14 protein-coding genes are annotated in these 21,760 nt (G+C 70.3%); 7 read left to right on the top strand and 7 right to left on the bottom strand.

The window, feature by feature from the left end; genetic code table 11:
• Nucleotides 1–73: 73 nt before the first annotated feature.
• Together IE248_RS06600 and IE248_RS06595 are read right to left on the bottom strand one after the other, a co-directional pair.
• Nucleotides 74–1,186, bottom strand: coding sequence for a sugar ABC transporter substrate-binding protein (locus tag IE248_RS06600; protein WP_190030161.1), 1,113 nt, complete (start codon nt 1,184–1,186; stop codon nt 74–76).
• Nucleotides 1,187–1,304: 118 nt separating this feature from the next.
• The gene (locus tag IE248_RS06595) at nt 1,305–2,519 is read right to left on the bottom strand and encodes an ROK family transcriptional regulator (RefSeq protein ID WP_073796544.1); all 1,215 of its coding nucleotides are present in this window, start codon (nt 2,517–2,519) and stop codon (nt 1,305–1,307) included.
• 569 nt (nt 2,520–3,088) lie between these two features.
• Here IE248_RS06595 and mgtA point away from each other — a divergent pair.
• Nucleotides 3,089–5,809, top strand: coding sequence for a magnesium-translocating P-type ATPase (gene mgtA / locus IE248_RS06590; RefSeq protein ID WP_190030160.1), 2,721 nt, complete (start codon nt 3,089–3,091; stop codon nt 5,807–5,809).
• Nucleotides 5,810–5,876: 67 nt separating this feature from the next.
• Here the strand turns inward: mgtA and IE248_RS06585 are convergent, their stop codons facing one another.
• From IE248_RS06585 to IE248_RS06565, 5 genes are all read right to left on the bottom strand, one after another.
• Nucleotides 5,877–6,800 (bottom strand): carbohydrate ABC transporter permease, encoded by a 924-nt coding sequence (locus IE248_RS06585; RefSeq protein WP_190030159.1) that lies wholly within the window; start codon nt 6,798–6,800, stop codon nt 5,877–5,879.
• A gap of 12 nt (nt 6,801–6,812) precedes the next feature.
• Complete coding sequence (locus IE248_RS06580; RefSeq protein WP_190030158.1) at nt 6,813–7,757, bottom strand: carbohydrate ABC transporter permease; 945 nt, start codon at nt 7,755–7,757, stop codon at nt 6,813–6,815.
• Between the two features lie 20 nt (nt 7,758–7,777).
• Complete coding sequence (gene ngcE / locus IE248_RS06575; RefSeq protein ID WP_100580492.1) at nt 7,778–9,238, bottom strand: N-acetylglucosamine/diacetylchitobiose ABC transporter substrate-binding protein; 1,461 nt, start codon at nt 9,236–9,238, stop codon at nt 7,778–7,780.
• A gap of 344 nt (nt 9,239–9,582) precedes the next feature.
• Entirely contained in the window at nt 9,583–12,312 is a 2,730-nt protein-coding gene (gene acnA / locus IE248_RS06570; protein ID WP_073777891.1) for an aconitate hydratase AcnA, read from the bottom strand.
• Between the two features lie 290 nt (nt 12,313–12,602).
• Complete coding sequence (locus IE248_RS06565; RefSeq protein ID WP_190030157.1) at nt 12,603–13,622, bottom strand: LacI family DNA-binding transcriptional regulator; 1,020 nt, start codon at nt 13,620–13,622, stop codon at nt 12,603–12,605.
• Between the two features lie 84 nt (nt 13,623–13,706).
• Here IE248_RS06565 and IE248_RS06560 point away from each other — a divergent pair, with 84 nt between their 5' ends.
• The 6 genes from IE248_RS06560 (at nt 13,707) to IE248_RS06535 (ending at nt 21,738) form a co-directional block, all read left to right on the top strand.
• Nucleotides 13,707–15,647 carry an amidohydrolase gene (locus IE248_RS06560; RefSeq protein WP_229895157.1) on the top strand — a complete coding sequence of 647 codons (1,941 nt, stop codon included), beginning with the start codon at nt 13,707–13,709 and terminating at the stop codon, nt 15,645–15,647.
• A gap of 125 nt (nt 15,648–15,772) precedes the next feature.
• Nucleotides 15,773–17,302 carry a helix-turn-helix domain-containing protein gene (locus IE248_RS06555; protein WP_008742896.1) on the top strand — a complete coding sequence of 510 codons (1,530 nt, stop codon included), beginning with the start codon at nt 15,773–15,775 and terminating at the stop codon, nt 17,300–17,302.
• Between the two features lie 868 nt (nt 17,303–18,170).
• Nucleotides 18,171–18,989 carry a dienelactone hydrolase family protein gene (locus IE248_RS38125; protein WP_008742893.1) on the top strand — a complete coding sequence of 273 codons (819 nt, stop codon included), beginning with the start codon at nt 18,171–18,173 and terminating at the stop codon, nt 18,987–18,989.
• Nucleotides 18,990–18,998: 9 nt separating this feature from the next.
• Entirely contained in the window at nt 18,999–19,487 is a 489-nt protein-coding gene (locus IE248_RS06545) for an NUDIX domain-containing protein (RefSeq protein WP_190030156.1), read from the top strand.
• An 81-nt stretch (nt 19,488–19,568) separates the two neighbouring features.
• A complete protein-coding gene (locus IE248_RS06540; protein ID WP_229895156.1) occupies nt 19,569–20,243 on the top strand; it encodes an excalibur calcium-binding domain-containing protein in 675 nt (224 codons plus the stop codon).
• Between the two features lie 97 nt (nt 20,244–20,340).
• Nucleotides 20,341–21,738: a cytochrome P450 gene (locus IE248_RS06535; RefSeq protein ID WP_190030155.1), complete on the top strand. Its 1,398-nt coding sequence runs from the start codon at nt 20,341–20,343 to the stop codon at nt 21,736–21,738.
• The last annotated feature ends 22 nt before the right edge of the window (nt 21,739–21,760 follow it).

The following is a 21,760-nucleotide window of genomic DNA, read 5'->3' as shown; positions in this document are numbered from 1 at the left end:
GGGGAAGAAAGGGCGGGGCGCCGGGCAGGCGCGGGGGCACCTCACCGAGGGGAGGGCCCTGCTTCGGGGGGCCTTACTTCAGGCCGAGGGTGGCGCAGGCGGCCGCGTACTTGTCGGTGCAGATCTCTTCGACCTTGTAGACGCCGTCCTTGACGACGGTGTCCTTGATGTTGGCCTTGGTCAGGGAGACGACCGGGATCAGCACGGACGGAACGCCCTTGGCGGTCGGGCTGTCGACCTTCTGGTTGATGATGTCGTCGATCTTCTCGCCCTTGGCGAGGGCGACGGCCATCTCGGCCGCGGCGGTGGCCTCCGGCGCGTACGGCTTGTAGACGCTCATGAACTGCTCGCCCGCGACGATGCGCTGCACACCGGCGAGTTCGGCGTCCTGGCCGGTGACCGGCGGCAGGGGGTTCACGCCGGCGGCCTTGAGGGCGGTGATGATGCCGCCCGCCATGCCGTCGTTCGCGGAGTAGACGCCGATGACCTTGTCCTTGCCGAGCGCGGAGAGGGCGCCCGCCATGTTGGTGTTGGCGTTCTCCGGCTTCCACTCGACCGTGTCGTACTCCTTGCCGACGTTCACCTTGCCGTCGAGGACGGAGTGCGCACCGGACTTGAAGAGCTTGGCGTTCGGGTCGGTGACCGAGCCGTTCATCATGACGATCTGGCCGTCCTTGGCCTTCTCGCCGAGCGCCTCCAGGAGCGCCTTGCCCTGGACCTTGCCGACCTCTTCGTTGTCGAAGGAGGTGTAGGCGTCGATCGGGCCCTCGGCCAGGCGGTCGTAGGCCACGACCGGGATGCCGGCGTCCTTGGCCCTCTTGACCGCGCCCGCGATGGCCTTGGAGTCGACCGCGTCCACGATGAGGACGTTCACCTTGTTGGTGATCATCGTGTCGACCTGGGAGTTCTGCGTGGTCGCGTCCTGCTTGGCGTTGGCGTAGATCACCTCGCCCTTGCCGCCGGTGAGGTCGGCGACCTTCTTCTCGATCAGCGGCTTGTCGAACTTCTCGTACCGCGCGGTCTGGTTCTCCGGAAGAAGGAGGCCGACCTTGATCGCGTCACCCTTGGCGGCACCGGACTCCTTGGAGCCGCTGCCGGACTCCTTCGCACTGCCACAAGCGGCGAGCGATACGGCCATGGCACCAGCGGCGACGGCTACGGCGGCTCTACGCATACGCGTGTTCATTACTTGAACCTCCCTGACGAGGCCGCAACGTTGCGGCCGAGGTGGATGTGAGTCAACCCCGGCCGCAAGTTTGTCGTCAAGGAGTGAATCCTTAACGAGATGACAACGGTGCCATCCGTTATCTAACTGAAGACATGACGGCAGGAGCTCGCACCCCACTGCTATTTTCCGCCAAAAGCGTCGAATCGCCCATTTCGCTGAGTACGAGGGCCAGTGCTCCGAGTACCTCCGCGCGGCCGCCCAAAGACCCCGTCAGTACCGACAACTGACGGGCCGCGCTCGGGATCGCGTACCTCCCCACGGATTCACGGATGGGGGCCAGGACGAGTTCACCGGCCTCCGCCAGCGAGCCGCCCAGCACCACCCGGCTCGGGTTCAAGAGGTTGCACAGGCTGGCCACTCCGCTGCCGACGTGACGGCCCACGTCCGCGATGACCCGGCGGCACCCGGGGTCCCCCTCGCGGGCCAGCTCGACCACCCGCTCCATCGTCAACTCCGGCCCGTGGCTGCCCTGGAGGAGCGGCAGGACGTAGCGCGCGGCGGCGAAGGTCTCCAGGCAGCCGCGGTTGCCGCAGCGGCAGACCGGACCCGACTCGTCCAGCGTGATGTGCCCGATCTCCCCGGCGGTGCCGCCCGGTCCCCGGTAGATCTGGCCGTTGATCACCAGGCCCGCGCCGACACCGCTGGCCACCTTGATGTACGCGAGGTCCTTGACCCCCCGGCCGCTCCCCCAGACGAGTTCGCCGAGCGCGCCGAGGTTCGCGTCGTTGTCGACGTAGACGGGCACGCCGAGGCGCTGCGAGAGTTCCTGGCGGGGGTTGATCCCGGCCCAGCCCGGCAGGATCGCGGTCGAGCCCAGGGTTCCGGACTCGACGTCGATCGGGCCGGGGACGCCGAGGCCGACCCCGATGACCTTCTCCCGGCCCACCCCTATGCCCCGGATCAGCCGACCGACCAGGGCTTCCGCCCGGTCGAAGCCGTCCACCCAGGAGGCGTCCACGTCGAGCGGCTCGGACTCCTCCGCGAGGACCTGGTGGGCGAGGTTCCCGACGGCCACCCGCAGATGGGTGTGGCCGAAGTCCACCCCGATCACGATGCCCGCGTCCCCGCTGAGCGAGACGCTGCGCGCCCGGCGCCCGCCGGCCGAGGTGTCGGTGACCTCGACGGTCCCGGCTTCCTTCAGTTCGCGGACGATGTTGGAGACCGTGGCCGCCGACAGTCCGGTGGCGCGGGCGATCTCCGCCTGGGTCAGCGACCCGGCGAGCCGCACGGCGCGTACGACCCGTTCGAGATTCGCACGATGCAGCGAGGACTGCGATCCGGGAGTCTGCACGACTCATCCACTCCTGCCCATTAGCGACGGCTGACCGTCGCCCCCCGGCCGGCCGTCGCGGCTTGGTGCTCCGAGACCCCGGCGTCTCTCCAACTTGTGAACCTTAAGTCGAGCCTTTGGGCCTCCACACGTCAAGAGGCTGACGCAGCACGAATCGGCCTCTATCGCTCATAAGAGGAGAGAAGGACCTCCTGGATCGTGCTACGGTCGCTGAGGCGCCGGTCCTCTGCGGCCTTTCCGGCCGGACCGCGCCGTGTTCTGACGGCGCTATGCAAGGAGGTGTTCGGGATGAGTCCCGATCGAAGTCTTTGCAGCGCTCTCGTTCGCTGATCCGCGCCCGTACTCCGCGCTGACCAGCTGACCTCCGTACGCACGGCCGCGGATCACCGCTGTCTCCGTGCATTTTTCCACTCCTTCCGCATGTCCCGCACCTCGTGACGGGACCTGCGTCTCCATGCCCACCGGCGCAGCCCGCGGCCACCGCGTGCCGCTTTCGCGCCGACCCATGACCACTCCACGTGACCGCGCGGCTCCGCGCTGCCCGGACACCGTGGAGGGAGGTATTCGTCATGACCATGCTCACCCCTCGTACCCCCACGAAACTCGCACCGCCGGGCCGGATCCGCCGCGAGCGCAAGGCCGCCGAGCTGGAGTCCCGTACCCGCCTCGCCGCCGAACGGCTCGCCGGGTACAGCGCGGCACCCGGCTCCGAGGTCCTGCGGGAACTGGCCGTCACCCGGGACGGCCTCAGCCACGCCGAGGCCACGCTGCGCCTGGAGCGGCACGGCGCGAACACCGTCGCCCACGAGCGCGCCCCGCGCTGGTGGACCCAGCTGGCGAAGGCGTACGCGAACCCCTTCATCGCCGTCCTGGTCTTCCTCGCCGCCGTCATGTGGTGGCAGGACCCCTCCGACCCCGGCGTCGTGATCCTCTCCGTGATGGTGGGGGTCAGCGGGCTGCTGCGCTTCTGGCAGGAGTTCCGCTCGGGCCGCGCGGCCGACGCCCTGAAGCGGCTCGTCACCACCACCTGCTCGGTGCGGCGCCGGGCCGGCGGCGGCTCGGCGCCGGCCACCGTCGAGGTCGCGATGGACCGGGTCGTCCCGGGCGACCTGGTCAAACTGGCGGCGGGTGACCTGATCCCCGCCGACCTGCGGATCCTGACCGCCAAGGACCTGATGGTCAGCCAGGCCGCGCTGTCCGGCGAGTCGTTGCCGGTCGCCAAGGCGGACACCCGTACGGAGGACCTCGGCCAGCACGGGACCACGGACCCGGTCGAGGCCGACAACCTGGTCCTGATGGGCACCTCGGTGACCTCCGGGACCGCCACCGGAGTCGTCGTCGCCACCGGCTCCGACACCTACTTCGGTTCGATGGCCGGCTCGCTCGTCGGCGAGCGCCCGCAGACGAACTTCGACACCGGCGTGCGCCGGGTCAGCTTCCTGCTGATCCGCTTCATGCTGGTCATGGTCCCCGTCGTCTTCATGATCAACGGGTTCACCAAGGGCGACTGGAACGAGGCCTTCCTGTTCGGTGTCGCCGTCGCCGTGGGACTGACCCCCGAGATGCTGCCGATGGTGGTCTCCGCCAACCTGGCGCGCGGCGCGGTCGCCATGTCCCGGCACAAGGTGGTCGTCAAGCGGCTCAACGCGATCCAGAACCTCGGCGCGATGGACGTGCTCTGCACGGACAAGACCGGCACCCTCACCGAGGACCGGATCGTCCTGGACCGCTACCTCGACGTGCACGGCGAGGACGACGGCGAGGTCCTGGAGTACGGGTACCTGAACGCGCACTTCCAGACCGGTCTGCGGAACCTGATGGACCAGGCGGTCCTCGACCGCGTGGACGAGGCCGAGGAGGTTGTCGTCGACGCACGGTTCTCGATGGTCGACGAGATCCCCTTCGACTTCGCCCGGCGCCGGATGTCCGTGGTCCTGGACCGCAGGAGCGCGGCGGGCACGGGAGGCCGGCCCGAACACATCATGATCACCAAGGGCGCGGTGGAGGAAGTCCTCGCCCTGTGCACCCACATGAGGGACCGCGGGGAGCGGGTGGAGCTGACCGAGCGGCTGCGGTGGCACGTCACCCGGATCGCCGAGGACAACAACCGGCGGGGCCTGCGGGTGCTGGCCGTCGCCACCCGTACGGTCACCGCGCCGCGCGACACCTACTCCGTGGCGGACGAGGGCGGGCTCACCCTGGTCGGCTTCCTCGCCTTCCTCGACCCGCCGAAGGCCGACGCCGCCCGGGCCCTGCGGGGCCTGGCCGACAAGGGCATCGCGGTGAAGGTGGTCACCGGGGACAACGAACTGGTCGCCGCCCGGGTCTGCGCGGACGTCGGCATCGACGTCGGACACGTGGTCAGCGGCACCGAGATCGACGTCCTCGACGACCCGGCGCTGCGCCGGCTGGCCGCCCGTACGACGGTCTTCGCCAAGGTCAACCCGGTCCAGAAGGCCCGGATCGTACGGGTCCTGCAAGCGGAGGGGCACACCGTCGGCTTCCTCGGCGACGGCATCAACGACGCCGCCGCGCTGCGCGACGCCGATGTCGGCATCTCGGTGGACACCGCCGTGGACATCGCGAAGGAGTCGGCGGACATCATCCTGCTGGAGAAGGACCTGACCGTCCTGGAGCAGGGCGTGGTGCAGGGCCGGACCACCTTCGGCAACACGATCAAGTACATCAAGATGACGGCGTCGTCGAACTTCGGCAATGTCTTCTCGGTGCTGGTGGCGAGCGCGTTCATCCCGTTCCAGCCGATGCTCGCGATCATGCTGCTGGTGCAGAACCTGGTGTACGACATCTCCCAGCTGGCGACGCCGTGGGACCGGATGGACGAGGAGTACCTGCGCAAGCCCCGCAACTGGGACGCCAAGGGCATCGGCCGGTTCATGGTCACCATCGGCCCGGTCAGCTCGGTCTTCGACATCTCGATGTTCCTGATCATGTGGAACGTCTTCGGTGCGGACAGCGAGGCGAGCCAGTCGCTCTTCCAGTCCGGCTGGTTCATCGAGGGCCTGCTCTCGCAGACCCTGATCGTCCACATGATCCGCACCCGGAAGATCCCCTTCATCCAGTCCCGCGCCTCCTGGCCGGTGATGGTGATGACGGTCCTGGCGGTGCTGACCGGGCTGTACCTGCCGTTCTCCCCGCTGGCTCCCTCGCTGGGCTTCGTGGCCCTGCCGGCGAGCTACTTCCCCTGGCTGATCGGCGTACTCCTCGCGTACTGCACGCTCACGCAGTTCGTGAAGACCTGGTACATCCGCCGCTTCGGCACCTGGCTGTGAGCCCGCGGCGCCGATGAGCGCGGCCGCCGCCGGGGGACGGGCGTCCCCCGGCGGCGGCCGCGGCGTGCTACTTGAGGGTGGCGGAGGTGAGGCCCGCCTGGATCTGGCGCTGGAAGGAGAGGTACACCACCAGCATCGGGATCATCGCGATGGTCACGCCGGCGAAGAGGACCGGCAGGTCGGTGGCGTAGCCCTGCTGCTGCTGGAGCTGGATCAGGCCCTGGGTGAGCAGGTAGCGCTCCGGATCGGCGCCCGTCTGCGGCTGCATCAGGACCGACGGCAGGATGTACTGGTTCCACTGGCCGAGGATGTTGAATATCCCGACGCTGATCAGGCCGGGCTTGGCCATCGGCACCATCACCTGGAAGAAGATCCGGGTGTGGGAGGCCCCGTCGATCACCGCCGCCTCGTGGACCGCGGCCGGCAGCGTCCGGAAGAAGGAGTGCATGAAGAAGACGGTGAACGGCATCGAGTAGGCGACGTACACCAGGATCAGGCCCTGGTAGGTGTTCAGCATGTCGAACCGCTTGACCATGAAGAACAGCGGGACCAGCGCCAGGAAGACGGGGAACATCGCCCCGCTGACGAAGAAGTAGTAGATGAACCGGTTCCCCGCGAAGGGGTAGCGGGCCAGTACGTACGCCGCCATCGAGCCGAGCAGCATGGTCAGCGGGACCGAGAACACCATCACGATGAGCGTGTGGGCGAAGTAGTCGCCGATGCCCTTGTCCCAGGCCCGGCCGAACGCGTCGAGGTGCCAGTTCGCGGGCCAGCTCAGCGCCGAGCCGCCGATCTGAGCGTCGGTCTTGAAGGAGCCGAGGGCCAGCCAGATCAGGGGCAGGACGATGAGCACGGCCCAGAGGGCGAGGAAGCCGTGGGAGAAGACGTTGAGGACCATGCCGTCGGAGCCGCGCTTGGCTCCGCCGTCCGGCCGGCCGGCACCGGCGCGCTCGGCTGCCGCCTCGCCCGGTGCCTTGATGACTGTGGTCATGGTGTCTCCCGCTCAGAACTCGATGCGCTCGCGGCGGGTGGCGCGCAGCGTGACGAGGGAAAGGATCATGGTCAGGGCGAGCATGACGACGCCCATGGCGCAGGCGTAGCCGCTCTTGCCGAAGTACAGGAAGTTGCGCATCAGCACCGTCGCCATGACCTCGCTGTGGTGGTCGGGGCCGCCGCCGAACTGGCCCGAGGTCATCGTCGAGACCAGGACGAACATGTCCATCGCGGCGATGCCCAGGTAGACCGCGGAGGTCTGCACGGAGTCCCACAGCAGCGGCAGCGTGACCTTGAAGAAGGTCTGTGCGCGCCCCGCGCCGTCGAGCAGGGCCGCCTCGTAGATGTCCTTGGGGATGGACTGCATGGCGGCGGAGAAGAGGACGAGGTAGAAGCCGACCCCGTGCCAGACGACCACCAGCAGCAGGCACCAGAGAACGAACTTGGGCTCGTTGAGCCATTCGACGGGTTTCTGCGGGTCGACCAGGCCCGCCCGGGTGAGGATCCCGTTGAGGAGGCCGCCGCCGTCGCTGCGGTACACGGCTCCGAAGAGGACCGCGAGGATGGCGAGGGAGAGGACCTGCGGGAAGAAGTAGACGATCTTGTAGAAGGCCGACCCGCGCACGCCCTGCACCCCGCCGGCGCCGCCCCGCCCGCCCGCGTTCACCATGAAGGCGAAGAAGAGGGCGAGCAGGATGGTGACGGTCGGGACGAACACCAGGAGGAGCAGGTTGTGCCACAGGGCGCCGCGGAAGACCTCGTCCTTCATCAGGGCCGCGTAGTTGTCCAGTCCGACGAAGTCGAAGGTCGGTGACTGGCCGCTCCAGTTGGTGAAGGAGTAACCGAACGTCTGCACGTACGGCCAGATGACGAAGGTCAGGTACAGCGCGAGGGGCGCGAAGAGGAAGCCGGCGATGAAGCCGCCCCGCCCCCTGCCCTGGGCTACGTGGCTCATGGTGTCCGTCCCTGGTGGCGTCAGCTGCGACGGTTGTTCTTGGCGTTCGGGTCCTGGGCCGCCTTGTTCACCGCGGCCTGGGCCCGCTTGATCCACTCCTTGGGCTGGATCCGCTTGGCCATGAGCTCATTGGACGCGTCCTGGATGGAGCTGTCCATCTCGCTGTACCAGTCGGGGTACAGGTAGTTGAAGGTGTTCGTACCGGCCTGCTTCAGGGCGGCCACCGCCGACTGGGTGCCGGGCCTGAGCTTCACGCCGGGGTCGACGCCGTCCTTGACCACGGTGAGCGAGTTGGCCTGCTGGGCGAAGATGGTCGACCATTCGCGGGACAGCATCGACCGGATGAACTCCAGGCCGCCGGGCTTGTTGGCGGCCTGCTCCGGGACGATGAACGGCTCGCCGGCGCCGGCCCGGATGGCCTCGAAGGGCAGGGCGCTGTCCGGGAGCAGCGGCATCGGCAGGAACCGCATGTCGAAGTCGTCCGGGGTCTGCTTGATCTGCTCGTTCTCCAGCCAGGAGCCGGAGGGGATGAAGGCCGCCTTGTACTGGTTCCAGGCCGTCTGGGACTCGGTGTGGGTCAGGCCGTTGGTGCCCGGCATCAGCAGGCCCTTCTCGACGACCTCGTAGAGCGCCTCGACGGCGGCGAGCGCGGCCGCGCTGCCCTCGAAGGCGTTGGGCTCCAGGTTGTCGATGGCCTTCATGGCCTCCAGACCGCCCTTCTTGGCGATCAGGTCCATGATGACGACGTTGATGTAGTACGGGAACTTGCCCTGGTGGGCGAGACCGCCGATGCCGGCTTCCTTGGCCTTCGTACAGACGTCGAGGAACTCGTCCCAGGTCTTGGGCGGGGTCCAGCCCTTCTCCTTGAAGAGCTTGCCGGAGTACCAGAAGCCGAAGACGGTGTAGACGTAGTTGAGCGAGACGCATTTGCCGCCCTGCATGCCCTGCTCGACGGTGCCGGGGATGAGCAGGTCCCGGACCTTCTTGTCCGGGGCGTCGAGCGAGGGGGCGTCGAGCACCGGGGTGAGGTCGGCGAGCTGGTTGCTCTTGGCGAGCACGTCCAGCTTGATTCTCTGGGCGCCGGAGTTGTCGACGACGTCCGGCGGGTTGCCGCCGTTGAAGCGGGTCTGGAGCTTTCCGGTGATCTCCGGGGTGCCGAGGTGGGTGCTGCTGGTGCCCCACTTCTTGTCGAAGGCGGCCTCCCAGGCCTTGGCGTAGTCGTCGCCGAAGCCCCCCTTGAAGACGACGACGTCCAGCTTGGTGCCCTTGGCCAGGCCGAAGGGGTTCTCCTTGGTGACGGCCGCCTTGGCGCCGGCCGCCTTGGGGGCGTCGCCGCCGGAGGCGCACGCGGTCAGGAAGCTCATGGTCGGGACGGAAATCAGGCCGAGTGCCGCGGAGCGCTTGATCAGATCGCGGCGGCCGGGTCCGGCGCCGCTGCCGGTGCCGGTGCCGGTCTCGCCGTGGGCGGAGGTGGATCCCATGCTCAAGTCCTCGCCTTCGTCAGGAGTGTGAAGGAGGCAGGACATACCCGGCAGTTGCCGTGCATGCGGGCATCACCGCAGGTCCCCGCCGTCCCCCGGTCCGGGACCGCTGGTGTCGCGGCGGTCCGGACGGCCACAGGTATAGTCCACTTCCGCTCGGGTGAGCAAGATCGTGCACAAGTATCTGCCCCGGCTTTTCCGAGTTGAGACCTCACCGTCACCTGCCTGGCCGATAAGCGCTGCTCCGGATAAGCGGAAGGGCCGTACCCCCTTGTTGGGGGTACGGCCCTATGGTGCCGAAAAGCGGGGCGGAGCCGAATGATTCGGCTCCGCCTGGCGCGCCCTTAGCCTCGGATGAGGTTGCGGAGCACGTACTGCATGATGCCGCCGTTGCGGTAGTAGTCCGCCTCACCGGGGGTGTCGATGCGGACGACCGCGTCGAACTCCACGCCGGTGTCGGTGGTGACCTTGACCGTACGGGGGGTGGTGCCGTTGTTCAGCTCCTCCACACCGGTGAAGGCGAAGGTCTCCTCGCCCGTCAGGCCGAGCGAGGCGGCCGAGGCACCCTCGGGGAACTGCAGGGGCAGGACGCCCATGCCGATCAGGTTGGAGCGGTGGATGCGCTCGTAGGACTCGGCGATGACGGCCTTGACGCCGAGCAGCGCGGTGCCCTTGGCGGCCCAGTCGCGGGACGAGCCCGAGCCGTACTCCTTGCCCGCCAGGATGACCAGCGGGATGCCGGCGGCCTGGTAGTTCTGCGAGGCGTCGTAGATGAAGGCGACCGGCGCGTCCGCGACGGTGAAGTCGCGGGTGAAGCCGCCCTCGGTGCCCGGCGCGATCTGGTTGCGCAGGCGGATGTTGGCGAACGTACCGCGGATCATGACCTCGTGGTTGCCGCGGCGGGAACCGTACGAGTTGAAGTCGCGGCGCTCGACGCCGTGCTCCGTGAGGTACTTGCCGGCCGGGGTGTCGGCCTTGATCGCACCGGCCGGGGAGATGTGGTCGGTGGTGACCGAGTCGCCCAGCTTCGCCAGCACGCGGGCGCCGGCGATGTCGGAGACCGGGGTGGTCTCCATGGTCATGCCCTCGAAGTAAGGGGGCTTGCGCACGTAGGTGGACTGCGGGTCCCACTCGAACGTGTTGCCGGTCGGGATCGAGAGCGCCTGCCACTGGGCGTCGCCCGCGAAGACGTCCTGGTAGGACTTGCTGAACATGTCCTCGCCGATGGCGTTCGCCACGACGTCGTTGACCTCGGCCTCGGAGGGCCAGATGTCCGCGAGGAAGACCGGCTTGCCGTCGGTGTCGGTGCCCAGGGCGTCCTTGGTGATGTCCACCTTCATGGAGCCCGCGATGGCGTACGCGACGACCAGCGGCGGGGAGGCCAGGTAGTTCATCTTGACGTCGGGGTTGATGCGGCCCTCGAAGTTGCGGTTGCCCGAGAGCACCGAGGTGACCGCGAGGTCGGCCTCGTTGATCGCCTTCGAGATCTCCTCGTCCAGCGGACCGGAGTTGCCGATGCAGGTGGTGCAGCCGTACCCGACGAGGTTGAAGCCCATCTTGTCGAGGTACGGGGTCAGGCCGGCCTTGTCGAAGTAGTCGGTGACGACCTTCGAGCCCGGGGCCAGGGTGGTCTTGACCCAGGGCTTGCGGGTCAGGCCCTTCTCGGACGCCTTCTTGGCCACGAGCGCCGCGGCGACCATGACGTAGGGGTTCGAGGTGTTGGTGCAGGAGGTGATCGCGGCGACGGTGACGGCGCCGTGGTCGATCTCGAAGGAGGTGCCGTCGGCCAGGGTCACCAGGGTGGGCTTGGTGGGCACACCGTTGGAGGACGCCGGGGCGTCGGACGCCGGGAAGGACTCCTTGCCGGCCTCCTCGTCATCGCTGACGTAGTTGCGCACGTCCACGGCGAACTGCTCGGCGGCGTTCGCGAGGACGATGCGGTCCTGCGGGCGCTTCGGGCCGGCGATGGAGGGGACGACCGTGGAGAGGTCGAGCTCCAGCTTCTCGGAGAAGTCCGGCTCGGCGGCCGGGTCCAGCCACAGGCCCTGCTCCTTGGCGTACGCCTCGACGAGGGCGACCTGCTGGGCGTCGCGGCCCGTCAGGCGCAGGTACTTCAGGGTCTCGTCGTCGATCGGGAAGATCGCGGCGGTGGAACCGAACTCCGGCGACATGTTGCCGATGGTGGCGCGGTTCGCGAGGGAGGTGGCGGCGACGCCCTCACCGTAGAACTCGACGAACTTGCCGACGACGCCGTGCTTGCGCAGCATCTCGGTGATCGTCAGCACGAGGTCGGTGGCGGTGGTGCCGGTGGGCAGCTCGCCGGTCAGCTTGAAGCCCACGACGCGCGGGATCAGCATGGAGACCGGCTGGCCGAGCATCGCGGCCTCGGCCTCGATGCCGCCGACGCCCCAGCCCAGCACGCCGAGGCCGTTGACCATGGTGGTGTGCGAGTCGGTGCCGACGAGGGTGTCGGGGTACGCCTGGCCGTTACGGACCATGACCGTGCGGGCCAGGTGCTCGATGTTGACCTGGTGGACGATGCCGGTGCCCGGGGGGACGACCTTGAAGTCGTCGAAGGCGGTCTGGCCCCAGCGCAGGAACTGGTAGCGCTCCTTGTTGCGGCCGTACTCCAGCTCGACGTTCTGCGCGAAGGCGTCCTTCGTGCCGAACTTGTCGGCGATGACCGAGTGGTCGATGACCATCTCGGCGGGCGAGAGCGGGTTGATCTTCGCCGGGTCGCCGCCGAGGGCCTTCACGGCCTCGCGCATGGTGGCGAGGTCCACGACGCAGGGAACACCGGTGAAGTCCTGCATGATCACGCGGGCCGGCGTGAACTGGATCTCCTCGCTGGGCTGGGCCTGCGAGTCCCAGTTCCCGAGCGACCGGATGTGGTCGGCGGTGATGTTCGCGCCGTCCTCGGTGCGGAGCAGGTTCTCCAGCAGCACCTTCAGGCTGTAGGGAAGGCGGGCAGCGCCCTCAACCTTGTCCAGCCGGAAGATCTCGTACGACTCGTCGCCCACCTGCAGCGTGCTGCGGGCGTCGAAGCTGTTCGCCGACACGACAGTCTCCTTCATGCATGAAATTCGCGCGTATAACCGCAATCCTGCCGCCACGCCCTGTGGCCAATCCGCTAAGGTAAGGCTAAGTTAGGCAATCCTTACCAGCAGGGGCGGCTGCGGTACGCCTTCGGCAGATATCTCGATGTCGAGATAACTCTAGTGCATGGCCGCGCCTGGGTCATGCACGGCATGGTCCTGCTCTCGTGAACCCCCAGTGAACCCGGCCACGCCGGTGATCGCACGGGGGCGGCCGGGCGCACCCTCGCACAGACCGCCGCGCCCGGCCGTGACCGGGGGCAGCGGCGTTACGGGCGGTGCCCGAAGAGGCCGCCGGAGGACGCCCGCACCGTCAGTCCGGCCGGGACGGTGAGCTCGCCGGGCGGCGCGCCCCGCGGGGACTCCAGCAGGGCGACCAGGGCGGCGACGGCGCTCTCCCCGATCACCGCGGGCCGCAGCGTCACCGTGCTCACCGCCGGATCGCCCTGGGCGTAGGCCGGGTCCTCGCTCGCGCAGACCAGGAGCAGTTCCTCCGGAACCCGCAGGCCGTGCCGCGCCGCGGCGGCCAGGACCTGGCGGGCGCCCGGGTCGTAGAGGCAGTACACGGCGTCGGCAGCGCGCCCGCCGGGGGCGTCGCCGAAGGCGCGGTCGAAGGCGTGGCCGGGGGCGTCGTCCGGCGCGAAGGGGATCAGCAGCGGCGGCCGGCCCCGTTCGGCGCACCACTCCTCGTACGCCCGCGTCACGGCGTACGTGTAGTGCTCGTCCCCGAAACCCCCGTGCAGGGCGATGCGCCGGGCACCGGAGCCGGCGAGGTGGTCGAGCACCTCGCGGGTGGTCGCGGTGTGGTCGTTGTCCACCCAGACGTCCCCGGGGCGCGGGTCGGCGGGCCGGCCGTCGAAGACGACGGGGATGCCGCGGGCGCGCAGCGCGCGCAGCACCGGATCGTCCTTCGGGCTGTCGAGCAGCAGCATCCCGTCGACGGAGAGGGTGTGCCAGGGGGTGCCGGCCCCGCGGTCGGCCGGCAGGGTGGTCAGCGCGTAGCCGCGGGCGTGCGCGGCGGAGGTGGCGGCGGTGAGCCACTGGGAGAAGTAGGAGACCGCCACGAAGTTCCAGGCGGACCCGGCGAAGGTGGTGACGGCCAGGCCCAGCGTGCGGGTGCGCGGAGTGCGGTACGACCCGTACCCGAGGGCGGTCGCGACCTCCCGGACCCGGCGGCGGGTGGACTCGGCGAGCCGGCCGGTGCCGTTGAGGGCGTGCGAGACCGTCGCGGTGGACACCTCCGCGGCGCGTGCTATGTCGGCGATCGTCGGTCCGGACACGCGGCACATCCTACGGATTCCGTCGTCGGCGGCGGGTTCTGGTTAAGGGGTTAATCACACAGTCTCCTCGCCACACCGACGTTTGGAGTGGCCATGACCTCTTCTTCTTCTCCGTTCCCCCTGTCCCGGCGGGGACTTCTGGCGGCGGCCGGGGCCGCCGGTGCGGCGGGCCTGCTGGGGGCGGGCTCCGCGGCGGCGGCGCCCGCCGGCTCCCCGGGCACCGGCACCGGCACTGGCGGCGGGCGCGGCTCGGCCGCGCTGGTGTTCCGGGGCGCCCGGGTCTTCACCGGGCTCCCGGGCCGGGCCCCGGTCACGGCGGTCGCGGTCGGGCGGGACGGAAAGATCCTGGCCACCGGCAGCGACGCGGCGCTGCGCCGGTACGTCGGCCGGGACACCGAGGTGGTCGACGCGCGCGGGAACACCGTGATGAGCGGTGTCCACGACGGCCACGTACACCCGCTGGGCGCCGGGGACCGGTCGCTGCGCCCCTCGCTGGAAGGGGCGGAGACCACCCAGGCGCAACTCCGGGAGATCCTGACCGGGTTCCTCGCCGACACCGGGGGCGCGGGCGCCGAGCCCGACGGCTGGCTGGTGGTGGAGGACTGGAATCCGGTCGGCCTCCTGCCGACCGGGACGGTGCCCCACCACTCCATGCTGGACGCGCTGCCGACGCGGCGGCCGATCGCGCTGGTCGGCGGCGACGGGCACAACCTGTGGGCGAACCGGCGGGCCCTGGAGATCGCGGGCATCACGGCGGCCACGCCCGACCCGGTCGGCGGCAAGATCGTCAGGGACGCGTCCGGGCAGCCGACGGGCGTGCTGAAGGACGACGCGCAGGACCTGCTGACGCGGCACGTCCCGGCGCCCTCGCGGACCGAACTCGTCGCCGCCTGCGCGAAGGTGCTGGAGCTGGCGGCCGCTTCCGGGGTCACCACGATGATGGACGCCCTGGTCGGACGGCACGAGCTGGAGCTCTACCGGGACCTGTCGGCGGCGGGGAAGCTGCCGCAGCGGATCGTCCCGGCCATCCGGCTCGATGTGGAGCAGACCCGCGACCCGGCGGCCGCGCTGGCGTACGCGCGCGGGCTGCGGCGGGAGTTCGACGGCGTACGGGGTCTGCGGTTCGGGATGGTCAAGGTGTTCCTGGACGGGGTCATCGAGTACCCCGCCCAGACGGCCGCGCTGCTGAAGCCCTACCTGGACGGCAACGGCAGACCGACCGCGAACCGGGGCGAGCTGTACACCTCGGCGGCCGACTACGGCAGGCTGAGCGCGGCGTTCAACAAGGCCGGCTGGCAGATGCACGCGCACGGACTCGGAGACCGGGCGGTACGGACCGCTTTGGACGGGTACGCGTACGCCCGTCGGGTGACCGGGCAGCGGGACCCGCGCAACGCCGTCGCCCACTTGCAGATCGTGGACCCGGCGGACCTGCGGCGCTTCGCCCAGCTCGGCGTCGCCGCCTGCATGCAGCTCCAGTGGGCGGCGCGGGACACCTGGACGATGGAGGCGCTGCTCCCGTACATCGGCCCGGAGCGGCACCGGTGGATGTATCCGGCACGCAGCCTGGAGAAGGCGGGCGCGCGGCTGACGGGCGGCTCCGACTGGCCGGTGGACGCGCTCCAGGTGTGGAACCAGCTGCGGACGGCGATCGACCGGCAGGGCGCGTTCGGTGCGGGCGAGCTGTACCGGGAGCTGGAGGGGCTGAGCCGGGACTCGGTGCTGCGGATGCACACGGCCGGGACGGCGTGGCAGCTGCGCCAGGAGGCCCTGACGGGCACGGTGGAGGCGGGCAAGGCGGCCGACCTGGTGCTGCTGGACCGGGATGTGACCCGCTGTCCGGTGGCCGACATCAGCGGAACGGGCGTACGGATGACGCTGGTCGGCGGGCGCGTGGTGCACGACGCGGACTCTGCGGCGGGGCGGGCGGCCGCGGGCCGGGTGGCCCGCGGGGCGGCGGGGCCGCGCCCGGCCTCGTACAGCGCGGTGCACGGCGGACGGCACCGCGCGTGCGGGTGCGCGCAGCAGCACTGACGGACGCGGCGGCGCGGCGACGCGCCGCCGCGGCGGCACTGCCTGGGATGGCGTCTGACGGTCGGTAACACCCATTTGCCCCACCCGACGCAGGCGTCATCTCATATCTGAGATACGGTGCACCCATGGCAGACGACTACCTCGTACGCATCGGCAAGCTCATCCGTGACGCACGTCAGCACCGGGGCTGGACACAGAGTCAGCTCGCGGACGCGCTCGGCACCAGCCAGAGCGCGGTGAACCGGATCGAGCGCGGCAACCAGAACATCAGCCTTGAGATGATCGCCCGAATCGGCGAAGCGCTCGACAGCGAAATCGTCTCTCTGGGCTACGCCGGACCGATGCACCTGCGGGTCGTCGGAGGCCGCCGCCTGTCCGGCGCCATCGACGTCAAGACGAGCAAGAACGCCTGCGTGGCGCTGCTGTGCGCGTCCCTGCTGAACAAGGGCCGTACGGTCCTGCGCCGGGTCGCCCGCATCGAGGAGGTCTACCGCCTCCTCGAAGTCCTGAACTCCATCGGCGTCCGCACCCGCTGGATCAACGACGGCGTCGACCTGGAGATCGTCCCGCCGGCCAGCCTCGACATGGACGCCATGGACGCCGAGGCGGCCCGCCGGACCCGGAGCATCATCATGTTCCTGGGCCCGCTGCTGCACCGGATGGACCAGTTCCGCCTGCCGTACGCCGGCGGCTGCGACCTCGGCACCCGCACCATCGAGCCGCACATGATCGCCCTGCGCCGCTTCGGCCTGGACATCACCGCGACCGAGGGCATCTACCACGCCAAGGTCCTGACCGGGGTCGCCCCCGACCGGCCGATCGTGCTGACCGAGCGCGGGGACACGGTCACCGAGAACGCGCTGCTGGCCGCCGCCCGGCACGACGGCGCGACCGTCATCCGCAACGCGTCCTCCAACTACATGGTCCAGGACCTGTGCTTCTTCCTCGAAGCGCTCGGCGTGCGCGTGGACGGCATCGGCACGACCACCCTGACGGTCCACGGCATCCCGAACATCGACGTGGACGTGGACTACTCCCCCTCCGAGGACCCGGTCGAGGCGATGAGCCTGGTCGCCGCCGCGGTCGTCACGGAGTCGGAGCTGACGATCCGCCGGGTCCCGATCGAGTTCATGGAGATCGAGCTCGCGGTCCTGGAGGAGATGGGCCTCGACCACGACCGCTCGGCGGAGTACGTGGCCGACAACGGCCGCACCCGCCTGGTCGACCTCACGGTCCGCCCGTCGAAGCTCGAAGCCCCGATCGACAAGATCCACCCGATGCCGTTCCCCGGGCTGAACATCGACAACGTCCCCTTCTTCGCGGCGATCGCGGCCACGGCCCAGGGCCAGACCCTGATCCACGACTGGGTGTACGACAACCGCGCCATCTACCTGACGGACCTCAACCGCCTCGGCGGCCGCCTCCAGCTCCTGGACCCGCACCGCGTCCTGGTCGAGGGCCCGACCCGCTGGCGCGCGGCGGAAATGATGTGCCCCCCGGCCCTGCGCCCGGCGGTGGTCGTCCTCCTCGCGATGATGGCGGCGGAGGGCACCTCGGTACTGCGCAACGTCTACGTCATCAACCGCGGCTACGAGGAACTGGCGGAACGCCTCAACTCGGTAGGCGCCCAAATCGAAATCTTCCGCGACATCTAGTCCGGAGCGACAGTGACGGTGGGGCCGGGTGTGACTCGGCCCCACCGTTTTGTTTTGGGGTCTTCCGGACACTGGTACGGGCTTCAACCTTCTGGGTATCTTGATCGGCGTTCAAGGCGCCTTCACCACCCAGGAGTTCCCGATGAACGTTCCGCTCGGCAGCCAGACGAAGACCCTGATACGGAGCTACCGGGGCGCCCTCACCGTCGTCGTCGCCGTCTTGGCGCTCGCCGCGTGTGATCCGGCCGCGCCGGTCAGTACGCCGAGTGCCAGTCCTAGTGCCAGTGTCGGTGTCAGTCCTAGTGCCAGTGCTACTCCGAGTGCCAGTCCGAGTGCTAGCGCCAGTCCTAGTGCCAGTGCCACCGTTGGTGCTGGCAGTGGGCCTTCGGCGGTGGCTGGCAGTGCGAGACCTGGTGGGAGCCCCACCGCGGCGAGGCCGACGGCTACGGCTGCGGCGCGGAGCGTCGCGCCCGCGACCAAGGCCGCGCCCGCTCCGCCGGCTCCCACGCGCAGCCGTACCACGGCGCCTGCCGCCCAGCCCACCAAGGCGAGTACCGACTGCTATCCGCGGTCCAACGCGGGCAACTGCTACAAGGCCGGGCAGATCTGCCGGAAGGCCGACATCGGTACGTCCGGGCGCGATGCCAACGGGCGGGCCATCCAGTGCCGTCGTGACGACAGCGTGGGGCAGCGCTGGGGCTACTGATCGCCCGTACGCCGCGGGCTGCTGCCGCGCATCGACATCGGGGTCGGCTCGATGGAGAATCTCCGCAGCGAGGGCTCCAAGCGCGTTATGGGCGGCGGGCGTTCACCTGGGAGTCCAGCAGGAAGTGCCCCGTCGTGTGGGGGCCGAACGAAAGCAGGGCGTATGAGCGGCACCGCACCGGTTTCCACCCTCGACGGATGGCGCCGGGCGCCGTTCGCCGCCGGGGGGCTCTCGTACGACTGCTACGAGAAGGGCGAAGGCCCCGGGGTGGTGCTGCTGCCCGAGGTGCCCGGGATCACGCCCGAGGTGATCGGTCTCGGCGAGCACCTGGTGGGCGAGGGGTTCACCGTGGTGATGCCCTCGCTGTTCGGGGTGCCGGGCCGACCCGGCACCCTCGGCCGGACGGCGCTCGTCAGCGTGCGCGTCTGCGTCTCGGCCGAGTTCCGGGCCTTCGCGACGAACGCCCGCCGGCCCGTCGCCGACTACCTGCGGGCGCTCGCCCGCGACCTCGCCGGCCGGACCCCCGCCGCCGGGGTCGGGGTCATCGGCCTCTGCTTCACCGGCGGTTTCGCCCTGGCCGCCGCCGTGGACGACGCCGTGCTGGCCCCGGTGATGAGCCAGCCCTCCGTCCCGGTCCCCCTCGGCGCGGCCCGGCGCGCGGACGCGGGAGTCTCGCAGGACGAGCTGCGCCGGGTCGTCGACCGCACCCGGGACGAGGGGCTGTGCGTGCTGGCCCTGCGGTTCAGCGGGGACCCGCTGTCGCCGGAGGACCGGTTCACCACCCTGCGGGCCCGGCTCGGCGACGCCTTCAAGGTCATCCGCCTCGACTCGGGCCCGGGCAACCCCGACGGGTTCGGCCGGCTCGCCCACTCGGTGCTGACCCTGGAGGTCCGTGAGACCGCGGGCCATCGCGCGCTGCGGGCCCGCGAGGACGTGACGGCCTTCCTCCGCGAGCGACTGGGCGGCCGGCCCCAGGGGTAGCGTCCGGGCATGACCGGTACCTGGCTCCCGCCCGGGGAGTACATCAAGACCATTGCCCAGGCGACCAGTTACGCCTGCCTGTACTTCACGGACACCGCCGGACGGCCCGTGCAGCTGCGGGCCACCCGCGCGGTCGAGACCTGGCAGTGGCCCGGCGGGAACATGGACCCCGGCGAGAGCCCCTGGGAGTGCGCGGTCCGCGAGTGCCGGGAGGAGACCGGCATGGCCTTCGAGGGCGAACCGAGGCTGCTCGGCACGCACTTCATCCGGCACCGGGGCGAGGCCTGGCCCGCCAACCACATCGGCTTCATCTTCGACGGCGGCGCCCTCACCGACGACCAGATCGCCGCCTTCGTCCTGGACCCCGCCGAGCACACCGAGGTCCAGGTCCGCTCCCTGGAGGAGTGGCGGGCGATCATGGCGCCCGCCGGCTTCGACCGGCTCCGGGAGATCGACGCCGCCCGGCGGGCGGGCACGGTTTCCTACCTGGAGCGATAACCCGATTTCCGGGGCGCGCGGGCGGCCGGGGGCATATGCTGCGGCGGCTGTGCGCAGTGCTGCTCTTGGGGGGTTGTTTCCATGTTCCACCGTCGGGGATTCGCCGTGGCCGGCGTCATAGGCGCCGTCGTCCTGCTCGGCGCCGGGTGTGAGGACACCGGCGCCACGAAGGCCGACTCGGCCAAGGGCAAGGGCAGCGGCGCCGCCGCCTCCGCATCACCCTCGACCGACGCGTCGGCGTCGGCGTCCGCTTCCGCCTCGCAGGCCGTGATGCCGAAGCTGGTCGGGGAGCGGCTGCTCGACGCCACCGTCCTCGTCAAGAAGGTGACGAGCGCACCCGTCGAGCTGGCGAGCGCGTACCGCGATGTCACGCTGCCCACCGACCCCACCGCGTGGACGGTGTGTTTCCAGACCCCGGCGGCCGACAGCCCCGTCACCCCCGCGACCGCCGTCGAGCTGTCGCTCGTCGCGCCCGGTACGGACTGCCCGGAGCGGGCCGGCGCCGCCCGGCAGGCCTCCAAGGCCCCGGTGCCGGCCGCGTCGCCGACCCCGGCCCGGACCGCGGTTCCGGTCTCCACCCCGGTCCCGCCGAAGCCCAAGAAGCCCCAGACGCCGCCCCCGGCCAACGACGAGCCCGTCTTCTTCAAGAACTGCGACGCGGCGAAGGCCGCCGGCAAGGCCCCCATCCGGCGCGGCCAGCCCGGCTACCGCGACGCCCTGGACCGCGACAAGGACGGCATCGCCTGCGACAAGTAGCTCCGGACCGGCGGCTTCAGGCCATTGAGGGTCCGCTCTGGCCACCGCCGTCGGCCGCCCGGCACAATCGGCCCGTCGGCACGGTCGAGGGGGAGCCATGGCAGTCGGATCACACACAGGGGCCGGTACGGGGATCCCCGAGCTCGCGGGGGTCCCGCTGCTCGGGTCGCTGTTCGACCTGAAGTCGGACTCGCTCGGCACCTATCTGCGGGCCCAGCAGCGGCACGGCGACCTCGTACGGATCACCGCCGGGCCGCCCGGGCTGCGCGCCGAGCTGTACTGCGTGTTCTCCCCGGAGGGCGCCCAGCAGGTGCTCGGTTCGGAGGCGGCCAACTTCCGCAAGGACAACTCCTTCTACCAGGAGGTCCGCGAGTCCTTCGGCAACGGGCTGCTGACCAGCCAGGACGAGGACTACCTGCGCCAGCGCCGGCTGGTCCAGCCGCTGTTCACCAAGCGCCGCGTGGACGGGTACGCCGGGGCGGTCGCCGCCGAGACCGAGCTGACGCTGCGCGCCTGGCGGGAGACCGCGGTCGTCGACGTGTCCGAGGAGATGACGCGCCTTGCGCTGCGCGCGGTGACCCGGATCCTCTTCGGTACCGACGGGGACGCCGCCGCCGGTGTCGTGGACCGGTGCTTTCCGGTCATCACCGAGTACGTGCTGCGCCGCGGCTACTCCCCCGCGAACCTCCCGCGCAGCTGGCCGACCCCGGGCAACAAGCGGGCGGCGGCCGCGCTGGAGGAGCTGTACGCCGTGTGCGACGGGATCGTCGCGGAGCGGCTCGGCGACGGCGGGGGTGATGAAAGCAGGAGCGATGGCAACGGCAGCGATCTGCTGAGCCTGCTCGCCGGTGCCAAGAGCGCGGACGACGCCGAGTTCGACGCCGTCGAGCTGCGCGAGCAGGTGCTGGTCTTCCTGCTCGCCGGCCACGAGACGACCGCCACCTCGCTGGCCTTCGCCCTGCACCTGCTGGCCCGCCACCCCGAGCAGCAGTCCAGGGCCCGCGAGGAGATCTCCCGCGTGCTGGGCGACCGTACGCCGCAGGCCGCGGACCTCGACCGGCTCCCGTACCTCACCCAGGTGCTCAAGGAGGCGATGCGGCTCTACCCGGCCGCTCCGGTCATCGGCCGGCAGGCCGTAGCCGACGCCCGGGTCGGCGGGCACACCATCCCGGCGGGCGCGGACGTGATCGTCGCCCCGTGGGTGACGCACCGCCACCCGGGCCACTGGCCGGACCCGGACCGCTTCGACCCGGACCGTTTCACCCCGGAGGCCGAGGCCGCCCGCCCGCGCTACGCCTGGTTCCCCTTCGGCGGCGGCCCGCGCGCCTGCATCGGCCAGCACTTCTCGATGCTGGAGTCGGTGATCGCGCTGGCGATGATCCTGCGGGCGTACGAGTTCGAGGCCGTCGACGAGGAGGTCCCGGTCAGCACCGGCATCACCCTGCGGGCGACCGGCCCGGCACGCTGCCGGCTGCGGAGCCTGGCCGCCGGGTAGGAGTGCGGGGGGCGGGCGGGCG

The organism is Streptomyces goshikiensis (genome assembly GCF_014650555.1).
Classification (GTDB): domain Bacteria; phylum Actinomycetota; class Actinomycetes; order Streptomycetales; family Streptomycetaceae; genus Streptomyces; species Streptomyces goshikiensis.
The sequence above is the reverse complement of the archived record's forward strand: the minus strand, read 5'-3'. Positions and strand labels throughout refer to the sequence as shown.